The organism is Proteus sp. FME41 (assembly GCF_014897315.1).
In the GTDB taxonomy this organism is placed as follows: Bacteria; Pseudomonadota; Gammaproteobacteria; order Enterobacterales; family Enterobacteriaceae; genus Proteus.
Window position 1 is genome coordinate 211,101 of record NZ_JABUYL010000001.1, and the last position, 20,435, is coordinate 231,535.

The window sequence follows — 20,435 nt, forward strand, 5'->3', positions numbered from 1 at the left end:
CATGACAAAAATATTCAAAGTTCCCTTTGCAACACAAGGGGATAAAATAGTTGTGCCTGTTGAAACTCAGCCTGATGGCTCTGTATCTTATACTCAGGGATACAGTTATGACTATGAACGTGACCAGACCTCAGATCCATCCGCAAAAGATATTGAACGTGAAAAAATGAATAGTTTATTTCACGATATCACCGAGTCTATTGGTGAAATGCAATTGCAAGGTTTTGCTAAGTGGTCAGAAGCGGGTAAACCTTACCCTATTCGTAGTGTGGTTTATCATAAAAACAAAGCTTGGCAATCTAAAATTGAAAATAATAATGTTGAGCCAGTCACGGGTAATGCATGGACAGAATTAAAAGCAGACACCACAGCTAGTGATGTGGGGGCATATTCAAAGGGGGAATCAGATAAACGCTTTCAACCACTAGGCAATTACATACTTTCTGGGTACAGCTACTCAAAATCTGAAACTGATAATAAGTATCAGCCCAGAGGCAATTATGCGCCAGCAGGTAACTACGCCAATAAAGGGGATAGTTACACAAAAACTGAAAGTGACGGGCGATATCAAGGAAAAGGCAATTATGCTAATAAAGGTGATAGTTATACAGCAATAGAAAGTGATGGGCGATATCAAAGTAAAGGCAATTATGCTGATAAATCGTCTAGCTTAAACCAAGATTTTAATGGCCCTATTTACGCAACGAATAATGTTGGCGCAAAGGCGGGTGAGCGCCGAATTAAATTCGAATTAACAGCGGGTAGACCCGAAATCACACACACTGATGGTGTTAATGGGTGGAGAGGTGTCATACTTCCAGATAAAACCGGTACCCTTGCTTTAATGAGTGATATTGAAGAGGCCGGAAAAAATTACCAACTAAAAGGTAATTATGCAGACAAAGGTTCAAAATCTACTCAAAAATTTGAAGGGCCATTAGAAGTTACGGGGGAGGTGCAATCCTCTTCTGAAGATGTGAGGCTTGCGTTAAAAACAGCAACTAACACCCCTACAATAATTGTTAAATATGGTAAATCAGGAACATGGAAAACCATAGTTGTTCCTGATAAATCAGGAACAATGGCGCTAGCTGGAGAAAGTTATACAAAGTTAGAGTCTGATAATAGATACTCGCCAAAATTACCGCTTTTAAGTTTTTCAGGTAAAGAGTCAAAAATCATCTCCCCCAATAATAAAATACTTATCTTTGTTAATGATGATGGAGCAACAGGTGGGTATGATCGGGATGCTCAAGCAACAGTGTGGGGATTTGATAAACGCGGATTTATGACAAGGGGCACAGTGCATTTTGACAGAATGTCGGGTGTTTATTCTCAATCTCAAGTTGATGCAAAATTAAATGGATATCAAAGTAAAGGCAATTATGCTGATAAATCGTCTAGCTTAAACCAAGATTTTAATGGCCCTATTTACGCAACGAATAATGTTGGCGCAAAGGCGGGTGAGCGCCGAATTAAATTCGAATTAACAGCGGGTAGACCCGAAATCACACACACTGATGGTGTTAATGGGTGGAGAGGTGTCGTACTTCCAGATAAAACCGGTACCCTTGCCTTAATGAGTGATATTGAAGAGGCTAACAATATTCCTGTTGGTTCCCCTATTCCTTGGTCATTAGCGACAGCACCCTCCGGCTATTTAATCTGCCAAGGTCAAACATTCAATAAAGCAACATATCCCAAATTGTCTATTGCATATCCATCTGGAAGATTGCCAGATTTGCGTGCTGATGTTATTCGTGGATTAGATGCTGGCCGAGGTGTTGATGTAGGGCGTCAAATATTGTCAGAACAGATGGGTAACAGTTTGCTATCAACAAATCTATTTAATGATGATAGTGAAGTAGCAACACAGTATGAAAAGAAAGTAGGCTGGATTGGTAGTACTGGTACGAATAACCAAGGTGGTTACGGCATTTGGCAACAAATAGAAGGCAAAAATAGCAACGAAACCCGCATGCGTAACATTGCATTTTTATACATAGTGAGAGCAGCATAATGAGCAAATATAGTTTAGATATTCAAAATGGAATAATTGGCGAAAATGGGTTGGCAAAAGTTGCTGGCTGGGTTAAATGTTATTTGGCTCATCCAATCACGAATGAATATATAGGAGCAACAATGGAAAATGTTCTGTTTGATGTTTCGTTGTCAGCCGGTGCCTATTTAGATGAGCCACTATTACCCAAAAAAGAAAATCAAGCCGTTCGGCGTACAAAAGATAGTGCATCGTGGGAAATTGTTGACGATTATCGAGATTCAGTTGCCTATGATACACAAACCAAACAACCCATTATGATTGATTTTATAGGTTCATTACCTGAAACACTCACACTGTTGAAGCCAACTAGTGAGTTTGATAAATGGAATGGGGAAATTTGGGTTGTTGACAAAAAAGCTGTCAGAGATGCTCATGTTAATTTAGCAACAAAACAAAAAGAGGAGCTTTCACAACTTGCAGAATCTCGTATTATTCAACTAGAACGTAAAGTACGTTTGGGGTTATCAACAGACGAAGATAAAGAATTACTTACAGCATGGGAAATTTATACAGTTAAATTAGACGATGTAAATCTATTGTTAGCTCCCGATATAGAATTTCCAGAAAAGCCAGAATGAGTAAAAATAGCGGACACTAATTAGAGAGTCCGCTATTAAAATTATAAATTAAGTAATTTACTTTTTTGTTCTTGGAACTCTTCTTCTGTCAGTACACCACTTTCTTTTAATTTACCCAATTTTTCTAATTTAGATAACAGATCATCACCACCACTATTATTAGAAGGTTGTTGTGATGAGTTATTTTTTGTAGATAGGATAATATCAACTAGTGGCTGTACTGAATTTTTTTGTAGTGTACCAACTTCATAAATAGTACCAGGAGTGTTTATTTTTATTTTGCCTCCTGCTAATCCAGAAGATGAATCAATTGAAGTAATTGCATCATAATTTACGGAAGATGAATCAATTTTTTTATGGAAAAGGCCACTCTTTTTATGTAGAAAAATAACTCGTTTGTTTGTAGGAATGATCAACCAAATATTAGATTTTACGAGTCCGCTATTAACACATAAAACAGTTTCACCATTATTTAATAATTCAGGTAGTCTAGTGAAAATATCAAAAACACCCATTGTTGATTTATAGCTTGTTAATGCTGTAAGTCTATCAAATTCTTCTTTTAATTGTTTTTTATCGCACTGTTTTAAGTCCATTATAATCTCTCTTTTTATCTATATACTAAAGAAAATTTAATTAAAATAGATACTAACAAACTCATTAGTAACAAGCGAGAAAGATGATTTCAAATAACTAAAACTACATAAGATTCTTTATGTTTTTTGATGTCGGTACCATATTTTGATGATTGAAATGAGTTTTTAATTTCTCAAACAAATCCCTTGCTACATCCTCCGTCATATACGTCCTCATTGGCTCCCGTCTAACATCTTTCATTTTAAACGTGCTCTCATCAAACATTGGATCAGAAAAGATAATATCCATAAACAGATAGCCATAAGGGTTATCTGCAGATAAACGAGCCTCTTCTAACTGAGCAATATATTCAGCATTATTGATTTCAAGTTTAATCATGGTACCACCTATTTAACTGTGTTTTTGTACAGTAATTTATATAGAGTAATGAATAGAATAGCAAGAAGAAAAGGGCAATTTTATGGGCTAAAGAAAGGGGGATTTTGAGAGATTATTTGTCGTCGTTTTACCAGAGTTTTACCAGTAGCAAATTTCAGACATAAAAAAACCAACCGTAAATGGTTGGTTTTCTTAAATATTGTTGGTCGGCATGATAGGATTTGAACCTACGACCCCCGACACCCCATGACGGTGCGCTACCAGGCTGCGCTACATGCCGTTTATATCCCGTATATTACTGTTTTTGACTGCTAAAGCAACCCTTTGCGCATTAAGTGACGTAATTTTATACATTATTGATAGGATCAGCGCTCAATGAAGCGTTTTTGTTCAGCAAGAACTTGCAGTAATAATTTCAAATCAGGTTTTGCGGCACTAATTTCTTTTCCTGATTTATCAAATAATGCATATCTGCCATGTTTATCTATCAACAAAGTATTATCTTGTAAAAAGATCACAAATGTTTCGTCATCACCTGTGAATATCCATGGGTGATTGCGACTACTTGCAAAAAGGTCTTCACCTTGAGAATAGTTATCCGCAGGGCTAATGACATGTAAAACATGCTGCATCAACGTCGTCATAATATCTTGATGGCTAGTCATTTTATCAATTAACTGTGGTGCCATATTTGGCCAATGTATCATCAGAGGTACCTGTGATTGGCTTAAGTTAAACGTTGTTTTATTAGAAAGCCATTGATTATTTTGCTTCTTATCACTGTCTTGATGATAGTTAGAGGTCACGATGACAACGGTATTATCAAGTACCTTGGTGTCTTGCAGTGTATTAAAAATAGCCTCTAATTGTGCATTCAATGTTATACGCTGAGCGTCTTTATTAGTATGGCCATTAATTTGTAAGAAAGAAAACCAAGGTGTTGCTTGATTATTTTTCACTAACCAATTTCGCCAGCTATCAATCGTAGCATCGTTATTATCACTACGTGATGTCGGAATAGAAAAATCAGATAATACCGCTTGTTTAAACAAGGGGGTTTGAAACCCATTGGTAGAGAACAAGGCTAATTGATAGTTTCGATAACTTAGCGCATCGAAAAAGGCTGAATTTTTTCTACTACTTAACACACTATCTAAATAAGATGGCGAAATACCATAAAATAAACCAAATAATGCCGTATCATTATCAATCCCAGATGAATAATGGCGTGAAAAATCGAGGTTATTTTGTGCAAATTGTCGCAAGCTTGGTAATTTAGGCACTTCTTCGTTACCTAAACCATCAATAACAACCACGAGCAAGTTATAAGAATAGGTATCTTCGGCATAGATTAATGGAGCAAGTGGGTAAGTGATACCTTGTGCGGCTGGATTACCTTCACTGATAACACGTTGTTCATATTCTGATTGGTTAATGAAACCATGGCGCTCAAGGAACTTACGCGCTGTCATTGGATACGATAACGGTAAATTAGCGCGTTGCATGGTGATAGGGCGATAAAAGTTAGCATCAGCCCAAATTGACATAGAGTGTGATAATACAAAGCAAGTAATAAAGACGCCTGCCAAGGGTTTTCCCCATCGCTGACGATTTAGACTACGTAACTTTTGCCAACTCCACGTTGCAAACAGCATCTCAATAAGAAAGATAATAGGGATGCCAATAAAAATAAGTTGCCATTCACGTGTCATTTCACCTTCATCTGGATTAATAACTAAATCCCAAACAAGTTGAGTAAGGTGAAGCTGAAATTGCTGGTAAACAGCCATATCAAAGATAAGGATAGTTAAACCTGCACTGGCAAGAGCACAAGAGATCACTCTGAGTAGGCGTTGAGAAACAACGACAAAAGTGAGTGGAAAAAGAATAAGGATGTAGATAGCAAAGACAATAAAACTGAAGTGTCCCATCCAACTTACAATAGCGTAAAAACGACCCGCAAAAGTTGCAGGCCAATCTGAAATAAACAGGTAACGACTTCCAAGCAGTAAGCTTAGAATAATATTAAATAGCGCAAACCAGTGACCCCAACTGATCATTTGGGATACTTTTTCACGATAGGATTGAGGTCTCGTTACCATGTCTATGAGTAATTTTTCTATGTTTATTAGTGAATATTGCCTTCATCAATTGAAGCACGCAGTGCGCGAACAAAAGAATCAGCAATCAGCATTCGTTGAGCAGGTGCAATACTGGTATTAATTAAGTTTGTCACCATATTCCCCAACACCATCAAAGAAAGATCTGTAGGAGTATGATGTTTTTCAAGAACGCTGACAAGTTCTGCAAGTAATTGCTCAACTTGTTCATCACTATAACGGGATTTTTGTGGCATAAAATCAGAATTCCTACTAAATGAATAAAACGCTATATATTACCGTATTGCTAGGTCTTTTTCCGCTATTAAATTAATTAATTTTCCCTTGATACTGAAAGTAGGGAGTGTTTGAATACGCGCATGAGAAAGTGAAGAAATAAAAGAGGACGACCATGAGTCTAGATATTAGTCAGTTAGTCTTACATCAGCTTATCAAGCGAGATGAGCAAACATTAGAAGTGGTGCTACGCGATTCAGTATTAGACATTGAGCCTGTTGTTCAGGAAATGATTGAAGAGTTGCATCGTGTCTACAGTGCAAAAAATAAAGCTTATGGTCTGTTTAATGAAGAAAGCGAATTAGCTGAAGCATTGCGTTTACAGCGTAAAGGCGAAGAAAATTTTTTAGGTTTTTCGCGAGCAGCAACAGTGAGATTAAAAGATGAATTAGCAAAATATCCTTTTGCTGAAGGGGGCACGGTTCTCTTTTGTCATTATCGTTATTTAGCGGTAGATTATCTTTTAATTGCGGTGCTCAGTAGTTGTAACAGTATGTGGGTGAATGACAGCCTTGATGTTTCATCAACGCGCTATTTAGATATTCCTCATGCAGATATCATTGCTCGTATTGATTTAACAGAGTGGGAAACTGCACCAGATTCGCTGCGTTATTTAACTTTTTTAAAAGGTCGAGTCGGTCGTAAAGTTTCTGACTTCTTTATGGATTTTTTAGGTGCTCAAGAAGGTTTAAACGCTAAGGTTCAAAACAAAGGTTTATTACAGGCCGTTGATGATTTTTGTGAAGCATCAGAAATGGGTAAACAAGAACGTCAAACCTGTCGTGAACAAGTATATAGCTACTGCAATGAGCAATTGCAATCTGGAGAAGAAATCGCCTTAACTCAGCTTGCCGAAGAACTTCCCTCTTTAGGTGATCAAAATTTTGCACAATTTACAGAAGAAAAGGGCTATGAGTTAGCAGAAACGTTCCCTGCTGATCGCAGTACCTTACGTCAACTGATGAAATACTCTGGCAGTGGTGGTGGATTAACCGTTAATTTTGATGCGAAATTATTAGGAGAGAAAATATTCTGGGATCCAGCAACAGATACACTCACCATTAAAGGCACACCGCCGAACTTACGTGATCAGTTACAGCGTAGGGCATCAGAAAAATAATTAAGCGACAGAAACAAATAACGCCACATTAAGTGGCGTTACATGCTCGGCGTCCCGAAAAATAAAGCTCGAAGGGTGGCTTATTAAGCGCGCAGGAAGTCAATATGAGTAATTTTTGGCTTATACTCGTGACGTTGCACTGCTTTAACTTTAACTTTAGTTTCTTTGCCATCGATAACCAGGTTAACGAAATCAGAATAGAATTCAGATTTGTGTTCTTGGTTGATCACTTCGTTGTGATCTAAATCGATAGCGATTGGCTCTTCATTTCCGCCATAAACGATAGCAGGAAAACGGTTAGCCACACGCAGGCGGCGGCTCGCACCCTTACCCTGCTCTTTACGTACAGTTGCATTAATAGTTAACATCTTTTTTCTCTTATGAAAAAGAAAGAAAATACATACCTGTTACAGGCGACCCAGCAACAAGCTCGAGATTTGGTTTATCTAAAAATAGATAAAGCGGGGCGCATTTTAACGAAAAAGCGGGCTAACAGCAAATGTTAATCCATATTAATACAAGGTATCTGCTTTTCGGTAGTGTCCGACGTAGTCGAAAATTTTATTTCTTATCTTCCAAAAGTGCTCTTTTTTACCTTTATGGGCAACAATAAAATCAGGGTAACGTAATAAATCAAATTGTTTAATAATGTCGTTAGCATTATGCCAAACAATAGGGACACCCGGTACACGTTGATGTTCACGCAAAAATTTCAACTCAAAGACTTTACGTTGTGCTGGAGTGGTTAGACGAAAACGTTCTGATACTGATGTACCTTCTTCATCAAAATAATGAATTTCTAGCCATTCGCCTTTACTATCATTTCCAGATTGAAATTGCATGCCACCACAGCGCAGGACAAGTGCCCCTTTGAGTTTTAATGCTGCTTTAAGCATATCATCAGGGTCAACTAAAATTTCATCACAGTGGATACAACGGCGCGCTGCAATATCATTTTCTTCATTACAGTGGGGACATAATTTAAAACGAAAACGAAATTCACATTGTTGTTTTTGCCCATCTTTATTTAGTTCCCAACCTTGGCAACGTCTCCCATAATGTTCAATGATATCGCCATCAGCATCAACAATTCCCCAAAAGGTATTGGCAAATTGACAAATAGGGCAGAAAACTTGTACCGGCTTACTATTTGGATTTGGTTTTTTAGTGCCGACTTCAGGAAGATAGAGATCATGAGGATTACCTGCATAATCTAAAATCAGGCACTCTGTTTTTCCTGCAAATAATCTTAATCCGCGCCCTACAATTTGTTGATATAAGCTGACTGATTCCGTAGGGCGTAAAATCGCAATTAAATCAACATGAGGTGCATCAAAGCCTGTTGTTAATACAGCAACATTAACCATATAACGTAACTGTTGTTGTTTAAAACGAGAAATAAGTGTATCTCGTTCATGAGAGGGCGTATCAGCACTTACTAATGCGGCCTCGTTTGGCGGTAAAAGTGAGAGAATTTCTTTTGCATGTTCAACGGTAGCCGCAAATATCATCACACCACGGCAATTTTTTGCATATTCACTAATTTGTGAAACAATATGTGGTGTAATGCGTTTTTGCTTTTTTATTTCACGATTAAGATCTTCTTCATTAAATATTCCATTTTGACTTGTTCTTACTTGGCTAAAATCATATTGCAAAATAGGCATATCTAAGCGTGTTGGTGGCACTAAAAAATGATTACTTATCATATAGCGCAACGGTAATTCATAAATACAATCCCGAAAAAAACAATTTTCATCGCCTTTAATCATACCGTGATAATGATATTGATAAATCCAACCAGTAGGTAAACGATAAGGTGTTGCAGTTAATCCTAAAACACGTAATTGTGGATTAATGGATTGCAGTTGCTTAATAACTTGTTGATATTGGCTATCTTTAGACAAACTAATACGATGACATTCATCAATAATAAGAAGTGAAAATTTATCATTAAATTGAGATAAATTACGCGCGACAGATTGTACGCTACCAAAGACAACTTTCCCGCGACTTTCTTTTTGCTGCAAGCCAGCGGCATAAATATCAGCAGATAGACCATAAGCTTCATATTTGCTATGGTTCTGTTCTACTAATTCTTTTACGTGTGCTAATACCAATACACGCCCACGCGCTCGTTTGGCCAGTTCTGCGATAACTAAGCTTTTCCCTGCGCCAGTAGGTAATACAATGACCGCGGGTGTGTGGTGTTGGCGAAAATAAGAGATTGTCGCGTTAACGGCATCAAGTTGATAGGGTCTGAGTGTAAAAGCCATAACTCTACATAAGAAATCAAACAGGGTGCCAGCGTAACATTTTTTTATAGATAGCGCGAATAAGAGAAAAGGGGATTAGTGGGTAAAGATAGTGATAATTTATTGATAAATTAATTAGTTGTTTTATTGTTAATATTCATTTTTAATAGATACCTCATATCAGATGGTATTCTTCCATTTTTCAGAGAAATTCATGCGATTAGATAAATTTTTATCCCAGCAATTGGGGATTAGCCGTAGCTTGATCCTTCGTGAGCTGAGATCAGGGCTTGTAACAATTGATGGTGACGTGGTGAAAAGCGGTTCAACCAAAATAGCGCCAGAGCAAGAAGTCGCTTATGACGGTAATGTGTTAACTCAAATTTTAGGGCCTCGTTACTTTATGTTGAATAAGCCTATCGGCTATGTATGTTCAACTGATGATCCTGTTAATCCGACAATTCTGTATTTTATTGATGAACCACTGGCTTATAAATTACATGCTGCTGGGCGTTTAGATATTGATACTACTGGGCTTGTTTTATTGACAGATAATGGTCAATGGTCACATCGTATTACCGCACCAAAGCATCATTGTGAGAAAACCTATTACGTCACACTGGAAGAGCCTATTGCCGAGGGTGTTGCTGAACAGTTCCAAAAAGGCGTGCAACTTAATGGCGAAAAAGATCTGACAAAACCAGCAACTTTAGAAATTATTACGCCAACAGAAGTCAAACTCACTATTAGTGAAGGCAAATATCATCAAGTAAAACGTATGTTTGCTGCGGTGGGTAATCATGTAAGTGCGTTACACCGTGAGCGTATTGGGGATATCACATTAGATGAAACTTTAGCTGAGGGCGAATATCGTCCATTAACAGAAGAAGAGATCAACAGCATCCACATACCTCAATAATTATTATCTATCCTGTCGTTTTTGGGAGTTTATCTGCGTGCAACAGCAACGTTCGTCGTACCTGAGTCTCATTTTAATCCTGGGGCTGATTTCCATGCTTATGCCATTGGCTATAGATATGTATTTGCCAAGTTTACCGACTATTGCGCAAGATTTTGGCGTGCCTAGTGGTAAAGTGCAACTGACATTAAGTATCTATATTTTTGGTTTTGCTATAGGGCAATTAGTGTATGGGCCTATGGCTGATAGTTTGGGGCGCAAACCTGTTATTTTGGGAGGTGTGATCGTTTTTGCTTTTGCCTCTAGCGCATGTGCATTATCTGAATCTATTGATATGTTAATTGGCATGCGTTTTTTACATGGCTTTGCTGCTGCGGCTGCCAGTGTGGTGATTAATGCATTAATGAGAGATATGTTTTCTAGAGATGATTTTTCTAGAAGTATGTCTTTTGTCTCTTTAGTAATGACAATTGCACCTTTATTAGCACCATTATTAGGTGCTTGGGTGATGAATTGGTTTTCATGGCATGCTATTTTTTGGAGTATCGCAATAGCCGCAGTGATTGCGGCTGCATTAATTGCTTTTTATATTCCAGAAACATTACCAAAAGAGCGCCGTCAGCGCTTTAGTTTAAGGGTCACATTTAGCCAATTTATTAGTTTATTTAGAACACGTCGCGTGCTTTGTTATATTTTAGCATCGGGATTTTCTTTTGCTGGGATGTTCTCGTTTCTCAGTGCAGGACCCTTCGTGTATATCGAATTACACGGCATTCCATTTGATCAATTTGGTTTGTATTTTGGTTTTAATATCATCTTCTTAATTGTTCTGACCAGTATTAATGGACGATATGTTCGTCGATTTGGTGCATTGAATATGTTACGTCTTGGTTTAACCATTCAATGTATTATGGGGATCTTTTTATTATTCGTGGTTGCGCTTAATTTGCATTTCTATTTCCTTGTTGTTGGGGTTGCAATGTATATCGGTGGAATTGCCATGATCACCTCAAATGCGATGGCCGTGATCCTTGATGATTATCCTCATATGGCGGGAACGGTTGCCTCTTTAGCAGGAACAGTCCGTTTTGGTGTGGGTGCTTTAGTGGGTACAGCCATTGCTATGTTTCCTGCAAAATCAGAATGGCCAATGGTTAGTGCTATGGCTTTTTGTGTACTGTTTGCTATGGGCTTTATTTTACTTGCTCGTCGTTATAAATAAGAATATCACGCTATAAATAACAGAAGTTTATAGCGTGCTTCTTTTCTTTTCCTTTATTTCCTCTGAATAAACCACATTTTCCTCTGCTGTATTTCATGAAACGTTTCCAATTAGTCTGTTTTTTGATTTGAATCAATACCTGATGTTGTTTTTTTGTTAAATTAAGTAAAATTTATTTTAATAATCATCTATTATTGTTTTGTTGATATGAAGTATCGTGATAAAAATTGATAAATTGTTTTACATGAATGCGTAATATTTTATACAATTATTTTATATGGTTGATAAAATGTTAAATAAATGAAAGAATAATTGATGAGATTAATCATCGTAGAAATGAATGCGTACAAACACCAGACTAAATAAATGGTTTGATACGTCTCTTTACTTTTTTTGTAAAATAAATGTAACATTTATGTTTTACAATTAACCAAGTTCTAATATGAAGTGTGAGCAAGTCAGTTCAAACTCGTATTGATGATGTATTAAATTAACGTGTTGATGAAACAGGATTGATTTGTGAATAATGTACAACTTTCGGTAGTTCATAAGCTGCCGCTGAGTTATCGGTGGCTAGCAGGTTTTGCAGGTACAAGAGTCGAGATACTGCCTGAAAATGATGCTGGAAAGCAAAATACATTGATTGGCTTAAAATTATTAAGTCATGATGGTATGACACTGGACGAGGCAATACAAAATTTGCGTCAGTATCTGAGTAATCTCCATATTGATAGCGTTGTGATTGAGTGGGATGGGGTACGTTGCCTTTTCTTGTGTAGCGACGATGAATGTGCAGCATTATGTTGTTTAAAAAATGCCGGTGTTGCTATCGCTGAGCCATTCCCTACTGCATATTCTTATTTATAACATTTATATGTCTTTATAAAAGTGACATAATGATTGTGTGATTTATAGTATGAGTAAAGAACACAAAAAAAGCCTCATTAATCAAATAATGAGGCTTTTTTATTGCGATAAGATATAAGGGAATAAGTTATCTTAATATATTTTGAGAAAGGTTGTTTTCAACAAGTGCTGCATCGTTATTTTCAATAACACGTCTTGCTGCATAAAAACGTTTGTTCCAGTATACATTTGACATTTGTGACACAGTAACACCATTGCTGGTGGATGCATGAACAAACTTATCATTACCAATGTAAATACCGACATGACGCATAGTGCGGCCTGTTTTGAATAGAACTAAATCACCTGCTTGTAATGTTGATTTATTAACCTGAGTACCTGAAAATTGTTGGTCTGAGGTTGAGCGAGGTAGTTCTACACCGAATTGGTCAAGAAAAGTTCGTTGTACAAAGGCAGAACAGTCGATGCCTTTTTTTGTGTCTCCACCTAAACGATAAGCAACACCTTTCCAGTCTGCATATTGGTCAAGTATCTTAGATTTGATATCAAGATTCTTCACCAATGATTCAAATTCATCTTGAGATGCTTGGGAAATAGACGTGCTTGATGATGTATTAAGTGGGGCAGTGCTTGAATTCGCTAAGCGTGAATTTGCGTTCTGTGAGCTACAGGCCGATAACGTAGCTACAACAATGAACGCCGGTATGAGCTTAAGCATTCTCATATACGGTTTTGTTCTCATTGTGACAGATTTCCCTTACATCCTTACGTGCAGAAGCGCACATGAATAATTCACCAAATAACCAGAGAATATAGTGTAATTTAACTCTGGCAACCCCATTTCGCGAAAAACGTGCTCTAAAGCACGTAAATATCCACATTAAACAATAAATAATGAGGAAACTAGAAAAGTGTACAGAAAGAGGCGTTAAATGGCGAGAGAAAAGAGGCTTAATTTACAAAACATTAGATAATAAAGTGCTAATACTTAAAATAGATCTCATTTTGTCATAATAATATCATTTAACTCATAAAAATCGGACCAAAAGAATAAGTGCAAAGATTACACCTATTCTTTTGTAATAAATTAGATTCATTTTCCCTTTTGTTTTTTAAATGGGAGGTATTTTTCTAAATTTTTAATTATGACATCAGATAATGGCGTGATTAATAACCAACTGGTCGTGATTAAAGTTAAAGAAATTGAGCCTACTAATATATCAGAAGCCCAATGTGCGCCAGCCATAACACGAGGTAGTGAGAATATAACAGTAATAAAAAGCGCACATAAGAAAGAGCGGAATGAAAGATAACGTAATATAAAGCTACAAAAGATAAGCAACATCAAGCCATGATCCCCCGGAAAGCTGTCGCCAGAGGCATCTTTTGTCGGAATACCCGTGATAACGCCTACTCTATGTACATCTTGAAAATGCAGTGTTGGGCTGGGCCTTTCAATGGGAATATTTTGTCCAATTTGATTAATCAGCACGGCACTTATTACCATTACTAATCCCACAATTATAAGATGACGTTTGCCTATATAATCTTTTTTACGAAATGTATTGTAATAAAGTGCACCCATTGCAAATAAAATGACTAAGTCAAAGGCTCTATTATTGATATAGGCAACAAAAGTAGCAAAAAACGTATCAGGCAAAATATGCTGATTAAAAAAATAAAAAATATGAGTATCTATTGATAGCCAAAATCCGTGTTGCGTTGGAAGATACCAAGAGAAAAAAATGATTAGTCCCGCCAGATTAAGTAGAAAGATGGCGACTGCTTTTTGACGAAAATTAGAAAGTTTCATAGTAATAGAATGACAATTTTTACGTGTATTTAGTGATGTAGATCACAATAAGTTTAAATTTGATTATAGGACTATAGTCAAAATAAAAAAATATATCTTTGCAATTTGTCGCTTAGATAAATGTTACCTGTTCGTTTCATTTTTGTTGATTGCATTCATCCTTACCTAACTTAAATTTAGAATATTTTTTCTTGATAGTCTTAATTTGAGTATTGTATAATTTTTTTCTATTCTTTAATTAAAGATAAAAATTAAATAAATAAAGTAACAAGCCGATATTAGTTAGGACTTTAATAACATATTGGCCTGTTGGCTTTCTACACCCAATAAATAGAGGAGATTAGTTTTGAAGAAGGTATATATTACAGCTATGTGCTTGGCTTTATTATTTAGTACTTCATCTTTTAGTAAAGAAAATAAAGTCATTGGCTCTGGAACAATTACTTTTGTTGGTGCAATTGTGGAAGGAAATTGTCAGATGGATACGGATAAAAATACTTTTAAAACAAGCTGTTGGAATGGACGTGAAATGCAGGAATCTGAATATCAGCTAGAAAGGAACAAACACTTTAACTCAAAGCTGATTAACAACAAAGGTTCTATGGATATTAAATGGATTAATGACAACTTAGCTGTAATGAATATTGTTTATAATTAATTTTCTATTGTCTTTATTATAAAAATAATTGTGTTAATTAAATAAAATTTTAATGGTTTTATAGAACTGTTATTAAAGTTAAAAATATTTGACTTAAGTTTAATCAACGTTGATTTCTTATTTATAAATATCGAACACTTATATTTGATAGACATCAAATATTCTTCTTCTGTCTATATGATTGTCATATTTTATTGCTATGATGAAAATATGTCGGGTAGGTGTGATCCTCATACCTGCTAGCGCAAACAAGAAGTGAGGTCGTTATGAGAAAATATCTGACCGTAGTATGTAGTCTTCTCGTTTCCAGTTCGATATCGTTAGCTTGGGCATCTGATCCCATGCAAACAACAGGGCAGATTTATCTGCGGGGTGCAATTGTTGATCCTGCATGTGAAATGAATTTCACTCTCGATAAAGCTGAATATCAGTGCTACAAACACAACAAAGTGTTTACCTCTACTCAATCTATCGTTCCGGCTTCTTTTGATAAATCCCAACAAACTATTATTTTGCCTAAAGATATGGGTAAGGCACAAATTCGTTGGATGGATAGCACACAAAAGAATGGTGTTATTGACGTTCAATATTTTTAAGATGTTGTGCCAGAGAGAAGTATCAAGGATAAACAAGTCAAATAATCGTTTGTCACATTGGATTTCTTACGATTATCTGACCTATTTAAGCAACATTAGCGATTTGCTAATGAGGGAGCATTTGACTATTGATCAGTCAGCTCTGCCCATATAACGACGTTCAGCAATATGAATACGAACTTTATCACCTGTTGAAAGGTATTCAGGTACCTGAATAACTAATCCTGTAGGTAATGTTGCAGGCTTTGTACGCGCACTTGCTGATGCACCTTTAATACCTGGAACGGTTTCTACTATTTCCATATCAACAGTTTGTGGCAGTTCTAATGCTAAAACCTGGCCATCCATTGTTAATACTTGCATTCCTGCTAAGCCTTCTTCAGGAATAAACAGTAATTCATCTTCAATTTGATCTTTTTTGAAGGTGTAAGGTGTGTAATCTTCATTGTCCATAAAGATATATTCATCACCATCAATATAAGAAAAACTGACAGCGCGACGCGTTAAGTTGATAGTATCAACCATATCATCGCCTTTAAAACGCTCTTCTACTTTCTGGCCTGTACGGATATCAGTAAAGCGCATTTTGTACAGAGTACTTGCGCCACGAGCACTCGGTGCTTGAATATCAACATCTTTTACCAGTAATAATTTGTTGTTATAACTAACAGCCATACCACGTTTAATTTCATTGGCTTTTGCCATATAAAACCTTCCATTAAATAACATTGACGATAATGGCGACAAAATTACTCGTAGTGCAGAAACTTGGCAAGTTATTCGCACACATTTTTATAAGATTTAATAAAAAATAAAGCCAACTAATGCTGGCTTTTGATGAAGGGATTAACGGTAGATAGGGAGAAAATTAAAGTTTGCTAAGATATGTGCGCTAGCATTGATGATGCCAAATAAAATAACAAATCCAATCATAAACATACCACCAGGAGCCTTAAAGCTCTGACCTCGATGACGTTGGCGACTGGCCTTTGCCATTAAGGCTGGAATAATTGCTGCCCAAATAGTTGCTGCGAGACCTGCAAATCCAATGGCATATAAGAAGCCATCAGGGAAAATAATGGCTAAAATAGTCGGGGGTATAAACGTCACTAGTGCAGATTTAAATCGACCACTTCCTGTATTGGAGAATTTAAAGAAGTCCGCTAAGTAATCGAATAATCCTAATGAAACGCCTAAGAATGAGCTTGCTAATGCCATATAAGAGAATAAATCTAATAGCAGTGATACTGTAGCATTGGCAGTAGTTGAACGCATTTGAGTTAATAAATTACCAATATTTCCACCATCAGCAATGACTTGCTTGAAATCTTCACGAGGTATATTACCCTGTACCACAAACTGCCATAAAATATAAATCGCGAGTGAAATTAACGTACCAATAAGTAAGCTTTTCATGACTGCTTTGCCATCTTTACGGTAGTACGTTACTAAACCTGGAATATTACCGTGATAACCAAACGAGGTAAGTAAATAAGGTAATGCGGCTAAGGCATATGGTAAGTAGCTGGCATTGCTTTCATTTGTGTTAAATAACACCGGCATTTTTACTTCAGTAAATAAACCGCCAATAGCTAATATAAACGCAATGACCATCCCGCCAATTAAAATAGTGCTTAATCTGTCCACTGCACGTGTTGATAACCACACGAAGAAAGCGACAATCAAAGCAAATACTAGGCCTGCAATCGCTTGTGGTACGCTGATCATCTCTGCAAAATTTTGTACGATAATTGAGCTGCCTGCTGAAATATAAGCATAAGTCAAAATATAGAGAACAAATGCAATAGAAAGGCCATTAATGGTGCTCCAGCCTTTTCCTAACAAATCTTTGGTAATGGTATGAAAGCTGGAACCTAAAGGATAATGAAGATTCACTTCTAAGATCATTAATCCAGACATAAATAAACAAAACCAAGTGTAAATCAACAGAAAAATAGAACCGGTAAACCAGATACCTGAAGTCACAATAGGAATGGAAAACATACCAGCACCGACGGCGGTACCTGCAATGATCATAGCACCACCGAGTACGGATGGTCGCTTTGTTAGTGATGTGACTTCTGACATAAGATGTCCTTATAAAATTAACTCAATGTACTAGCTTGATGGTGTAAAGAATACACTTTTGAATTCAAGGTGTAAATAGAGGAAATAGTGCTTTATAAAAGAAAAAACTGAGTAAAAATAATACAATAGAAAAATGTGATTATATAAATCAATAGATTAGTGCGAAGGTTATTAGAAATGATAAAGAAATAAGGGGATAAATAAGTCAAGTTTTAAGCAAAAATAAAACATTATTCTGAATAGAGAATATTCAGAATAATGAACAGGATAGAGGATTTTTAATTAATCTTGGTAAAATTGTTTACTTTTCCATAAGGTAATGGAGTTACGACTAGCTTCAAAATGAGGTTCAGGTAAATCATCGGGTGAACACCAGCGAATTTCAGAGCATTTGTCTGGCTCCATTAATTTGGGTTTATCGCCTTGGTATTGTGCAACCATGCAAATAGAGACAGTGTGTTTGCCTTCTAATTGGTAAGTTTCCAGATTATTACTAATACCAATCACTTGAGGCGCTGTAATTGCAATACCAATTTCTTCTTCTATTTCACGAATGGCGCATTGTTCAAATGTTTCACCTTCATCAACATGACCACCAAAAATTGACCAGTAAGGTGCATGTTTTCCACAACGCTTTCCTACTAAAATGTCGCCTTTTTCATTTACGATAATCACGCCAACGCCTACCACGACTGACATTCTAAGCTCCTTATTTTTTATATAGTTATCGATAACGGATAAGATAAGTCGTTTTTATGGGTGATATTGTCCTTTGATGATAGCAAGAGTGCAAGAACAACCCGAGTGATTTCACTGAATAAAAGGTTAATTAATGCTATATATAGCACCCTAAATATTCATAATAAAAACGATTTGGGAGTGAGGGCATGAGTCGCCGTGTCGCTACGATCACCTTAAACCCGGCCTATGATCTTGTTGGTGCTTGTCCAGCTATTGATATAGGTGGTGTTAATTTAGTCCGAACTGCTGGGCTTAATCCTGCTGGAAAGGGAAATAATGTCGCTAAAGTTCTGCGCGATTTAGGAATAGATATTACGGTTAGCGGATTTATGGGACGCGAAAACCAAGAGGAATTTCAGCATTTTTTCAGTGAAAATGGGATGGCAAACCGTTTTTATCTTGTGTCAGGACGAACACGTATTAATGTGAAATTAACTGAAGGAAAAGGGCAAGTTACAGACTTTAATTTTTCAGGTTTCACGGTAGCAGAGCAAGACTGGCAACGCTTTTCAACAGACTCGCTAAATTGGTTAGGCCATTTTGATATGGTGGTGGTGAGTGGAAGTTTGCCTAAAGGCATTGAACCTGATGCTTTTACTCAATGGATGATTAAATTAAGAAGATTATGTCCATGTATTATTTTCGACAGTAGTCGTGATGCCTTTGTTGCTGGACTGAAAGCTGCGCCTTGGTTAGTAAAGCCTAATCATCGAGAATTAGAAGCATGGATAGGACATGCGCTTACTGAGATGACAGATATTATCAATGCTGCTCATCAACTAAGAGAGAATGGTATTGCTCATGTGGTTATTTCATTAGGTGAAAAAGGCGCTTTATGGGTAAATGCATCAGGAGCTTGGCTAGCAAAACCTCCTCATTGTGATGTCATAAGCACTGTTGGTGCAGGTGATTCAATGGTTGCAGGTTTAGTTTATGGTTTATTAATGAGCCAAACCAGTGAACATACATTGCGCCTTGCGACTGCGATTTCTGCTTTATCTGTCAGTCAGTCGGATGTAGGAATAAAAGACAGAAGTCAACTTGCTGAAATGATGACTCAGATTGAATTAATACCTATTAAATAAAATTTATTAATTGCGGTTTATTGAAAGGTAAACCGCAATTGTAGCTGTAGTAGATATCACAGCGATTAGCGTTGTTGTGATTTTAACCACGCTATTTCATCAGGCCAAATATCTGGATTAATCGTTTCTAAAATAAGTGGAATGCCATCAAAACGGGGATCTTGCATAATATAGCTAAAAGGAACTTTACCAATATTACCTTCACCTAAACTATGATGGCGGTCTACACGACTGGCTAATTCGCTTTTTGCATCATTCAGATGCATGGCTTTTAAGTATTGAAAGCCTACAATCTTTTCAAACTCAGCAAATGTTTTTTCACATTCTTCAACAGTTCTTAGATCATAACCTGCGGCAAAGGTGTGACAAGTATCAATACAAACACCAACACGAGATTTATCTTCGACACCTTCAATAATGGCAGCAAGGTGTTCAAAACGATAACCTAGATTTGTGCCTTGTCCTGCGGTATTTTCAATCACTGCGGTGACGTTGTGTGTTTTATCTAAGGCGATATTAATGGATTGGGCAATCTTTTGTAGGCATTTATCAACATCAATCTTATTTAAGTGGCTACCTGGATGAAAATTGAGTAATTCGATACCCAGTTGTTCGCATCGTTGAAGCTCATCTAAAAAAGCATTTCTTGATTTTTCAAGAGCCTCTTCTTCAGGATGGCCTAAATTAATAAGATAACTGTCATGGGGTAAAATTTGAGAAGGGGCGTATCCATAAGTTTCACAATTTTTTTTGAAGTTATCAATTACTTCTGTGGATAATGGTGCGGCTTTCCACTGGCGCTGATTTTTAGTAAAAAGGGCAAACGCAGTGGCTTTGATTTCATGTGCGCGTAATACCGCCTGATCGACACCACCCGCAGCACTGACATGTGCGCCAACAAATTTCATTACTTCTCTCCTTAGATTTATTTCACACCACGATAACAAACATACAGACTTATAACATCATATTGAGGTCATAAAAGCAAAAAAGCGCAACTGAAAAAGTTGCGCAATAATTAAACATACATCTCAAGGCGGAAATAATGGCTGTTAATTGT

At 36.7% G+C, this 20,435-nt stretch carries 21 protein-coding genes, 1 tRNA gene and 1 pseudogene; 10 read left to right on the top strand and 13 right to left on the bottom strand.

Going from position 1 to position 20,435, the window contains the following annotated elements; genetic code table 11:
- Position 1 precedes the first annotated feature (1 nt).
- The 3 genes and pseudogenes from INT04_RS19505 to INT04_RS01015 form a co-directional block, all read left to right on the top strand.
- A pseudogene (locus tag INT04_RS19505) lies at positions 2 to 602 on the top strand (hypothetical protein); the annotation flags it as partial.
- Positions 603 to 1,579: 977 nt separating this feature from the next.
- Complete coding sequence (locus INT04_RS19275) at positions 1,580 to 2,020, top strand: phage tail protein (RefSeq protein ID WP_226893926.1); 441 nt, start codon at positions 1,580 to 1,582, stop codon at positions 2,018 to 2,020.
- Positions 2,020 to 2,640, top strand: coding sequence for a tail fiber assembly protein (locus tag INT04_RS01015; protein ID WP_193014307.1), 621 nt, complete (start codon positions 2,020 to 2,022; stop codon positions 2,638 to 2,640). Before INT04_RS19275 ends, INT04_RS01015 begins: the two co-directional genes overlap by 1 nt.
- 41 nt (positions 2,641 to 2,681) lie before the next feature.
- Here INT04_RS01015 and INT04_RS01020 read toward each other — a convergent pair whose 3' ends face one another.
- From INT04_RS01020 to INT04_RS01040, 5 genes are all read right to left on the bottom strand, one after another.
- On the bottom strand, positions 2,682 to 3,236 hold the full coding sequence (locus INT04_RS01020; protein WP_193014308.1) for a PH domain-containing protein: 555 nt from the start codon (positions 3,234 to 3,236) through the stop codon (positions 2,682 to 2,684).
- A 103-nt stretch (positions 3,237 to 3,339) separates the two neighbouring features.
- Positions 3,340 to 3,615, bottom strand: coding sequence for a hypothetical protein (locus tag INT04_RS01025; protein ID WP_072069949.1), 276 nt, complete (start codon positions 3,613 to 3,615; stop codon positions 3,340 to 3,342).
- Between the two features lie 203 nt (positions 3,616 to 3,818).
- Positions 3,819 to 3,895, bottom strand: a tRNA-Pro gene (locus tag INT04_RS01030).
- Between the two features lie 85 nt (positions 3,896 to 3,980).
- Entirely contained in the window at positions 3,981 to 5,717 is a 1,737-nt protein-coding gene (gene yejM, locus INT04_RS01035; RefSeq protein ID WP_193014309.1) for an LPS biosynthesis-modulating metalloenzyme YejM, read from the bottom strand.
- Between the two features lie 26 nt (positions 5,718 to 5,743).
- Complete coding sequence (locus INT04_RS01040; protein WP_193014310.1) at positions 5,744 to 5,971, bottom strand: YejL family protein; 228 nt, start codon at positions 5,969 to 5,971, stop codon at positions 5,744 to 5,746.
- A gap of 155 nt (positions 5,972 to 6,126) precedes the next feature.
- Between INT04_RS01040 and yejK the strand changes: the two genes are divergently transcribed.
- Positions 6,127 to 7,131, top strand: coding sequence for a nucleoid-associated protein YejK (gene yejK / locus INT04_RS01045; protein WP_193014311.1), 1,005 nt, complete (start codon positions 6,127 to 6,129; stop codon positions 7,129 to 7,131).
- 83 nt (positions 7,132 to 7,214) lie between these two features.
- Here yejK and rplY read toward each other — a convergent pair whose 3' ends face one another.
- Together rplY and INT04_RS01055 are read right to left on the bottom strand one after the other, a co-directional pair.
- Complete coding sequence (rplY, locus tag INT04_RS01050; protein ID WP_006537318.1) at positions 7,215 to 7,499, bottom strand: 50S ribosomal protein L25; 285 nt, start codon at positions 7,497 to 7,499, stop codon at positions 7,215 to 7,217.
- A gap of 144 nt (positions 7,500 to 7,643) precedes the next feature.
- Complete coding sequence (locus tag INT04_RS01055; protein WP_193014312.1) at positions 7,644 to 9,407, bottom strand: DEAD/DEAH box helicase; 1,764 nt, start codon at positions 9,405 to 9,407, stop codon at positions 7,644 to 7,646.
- Between the two features lie 193 nt (positions 9,408 to 9,600).
- Here INT04_RS01055 and rsuA point away from each other — a divergent pair, with 193 nt between their 5' ends.
- The 3 genes from rsuA (at position 9,601) to INT04_RS01070 (ending at position 12,394) form a co-directional block, all read left to right on the top strand.
- Entirely contained in the window at positions 9,601 to 10,305 is a 705-nt protein-coding gene (gene rsuA, locus INT04_RS01060; protein WP_193014313.1) for a 16S rRNA pseudouridine(516) synthase RsuA, read from the top strand.
- A 37-nt stretch (positions 10,306 to 10,342) separates the two neighbouring features.
- Positions 10,343 to 11,527, top strand: coding sequence for a Bcr/CflA family multidrug efflux MFS transporter (locus INT04_RS01065; RefSeq protein ID WP_413465685.1), 1,185 nt, complete (start codon positions 10,343 to 10,345; stop codon positions 11,525 to 11,527).
- A 519-nt stretch (positions 11,528 to 12,046) separates the two neighbouring features.
- Entirely contained in the window at positions 12,047 to 12,394 is a 348-nt protein-coding gene (locus INT04_RS01070) for a YejG family protein (protein ID WP_193014314.1), read from the top strand.
- 127 nt (positions 12,395 to 12,521) lie between these two features.
- Here INT04_RS01070 and mepS read toward each other — a convergent pair whose 3' ends face one another.
- Together mepS and INT04_RS01080 are read right to left on the bottom strand one after the other, a co-directional pair.
- Positions 12,522 to 13,136, bottom strand: a complete 615-nt coding sequence (gene mepS / locus INT04_RS01075; RefSeq protein WP_193014315.1) for a bifunctional murein DD-endopeptidase/murein LD-carboxypeptidase — start codon at positions 13,134 to 13,136, stop codon at positions 12,522 to 12,524.
- A 351-nt stretch (positions 13,137 to 13,487) separates the two neighbouring features.
- Complete coding sequence (locus INT04_RS01080) at positions 13,488 to 14,207, bottom strand: phosphatase PAP2 family protein (protein ID WP_193014316.1); 720 nt, start codon at positions 14,205 to 14,207, stop codon at positions 13,488 to 13,490.
- A 346-nt stretch (positions 14,208 to 14,553) separates the two neighbouring features.
- Here INT04_RS01080 and INT04_RS01085 point away from each other — a divergent pair, with 346 nt between their 5' ends.
- Together INT04_RS01085 and INT04_RS01090 are read left to right on the top strand one after the other, a co-directional pair.
- Positions 14,554 to 14,865 (top strand): hypothetical protein, encoded by a 312-nt coding sequence (locus tag INT04_RS01085; protein ID WP_193014317.1) that lies wholly within the window; start codon positions 14,554 to 14,556, stop codon positions 14,863 to 14,865.
- A gap of 266 nt (positions 14,866 to 15,131) precedes the next feature.
- Positions 15,132 to 15,461, top strand: a complete 330-nt coding sequence (locus INT04_RS01090; RefSeq protein WP_193014318.1) for a hypothetical protein — start codon at positions 15,132 to 15,134, stop codon at positions 15,459 to 15,461.
- 132 nt (positions 15,462 to 15,593) lie between these two features.
- Here the strand turns inward: INT04_RS01090 and yeiP are convergent, their stop codons facing one another.
- The 3 genes from yeiP to INT04_RS01105 form a co-directional block, all read right to left on the bottom strand.
- Complete coding sequence (yeiP, locus tag INT04_RS01095; protein WP_193014319.1) at positions 15,594 to 16,166, bottom strand: elongation factor P-like protein YeiP; 573 nt, start codon at positions 16,164 to 16,166, stop codon at positions 15,594 to 15,596.
- A gap of 141 nt (positions 16,167 to 16,307) precedes the next feature.
- Positions 16,308 to 17,549 (bottom strand): tryptophan permease, encoded by a 1,242-nt coding sequence (mtr, locus tag INT04_RS01100; RefSeq protein ID WP_193014320.1) that lies wholly within the window; start codon positions 17,547 to 17,549, stop codon positions 16,308 to 16,310.
- Positions 17,550 to 17,831: 282 nt separating this feature from the next.
- Positions 17,832 to 18,248 carry an NUDIX domain-containing protein gene (locus INT04_RS01105; protein WP_193014321.1) on the bottom strand — a complete coding sequence of 139 codons (417 nt, stop codon included), beginning with the start codon at positions 18,246 to 18,248 and terminating at the stop codon, positions 17,832 to 17,834.
- A gap of 188 nt (positions 18,249 to 18,436) precedes the next feature.
- Between INT04_RS01105 and fruK the strand changes: the two genes are divergently transcribed.
- A complete protein-coding gene (gene fruK, locus INT04_RS01110; RefSeq protein WP_193014322.1) occupies positions 18,437 to 19,375 on the top strand; it encodes a 1-phosphofructokinase in 939 nt (312 codons plus the stop codon).
- 65 nt (positions 19,376 to 19,440) lie between these two features.
- Here the strand turns inward: fruK and nfo are convergent, their stop codons facing one another.
- A complete protein-coding gene (gene nfo / locus INT04_RS01115; protein WP_193014323.1) occupies positions 19,441 to 20,283 on the bottom strand; it encodes a deoxyribonuclease IV in 843 nt (280 codons plus the stop codon).
- Between the last annotated feature and the right edge of the window lie 152 nt (positions 20,284 to 20,435).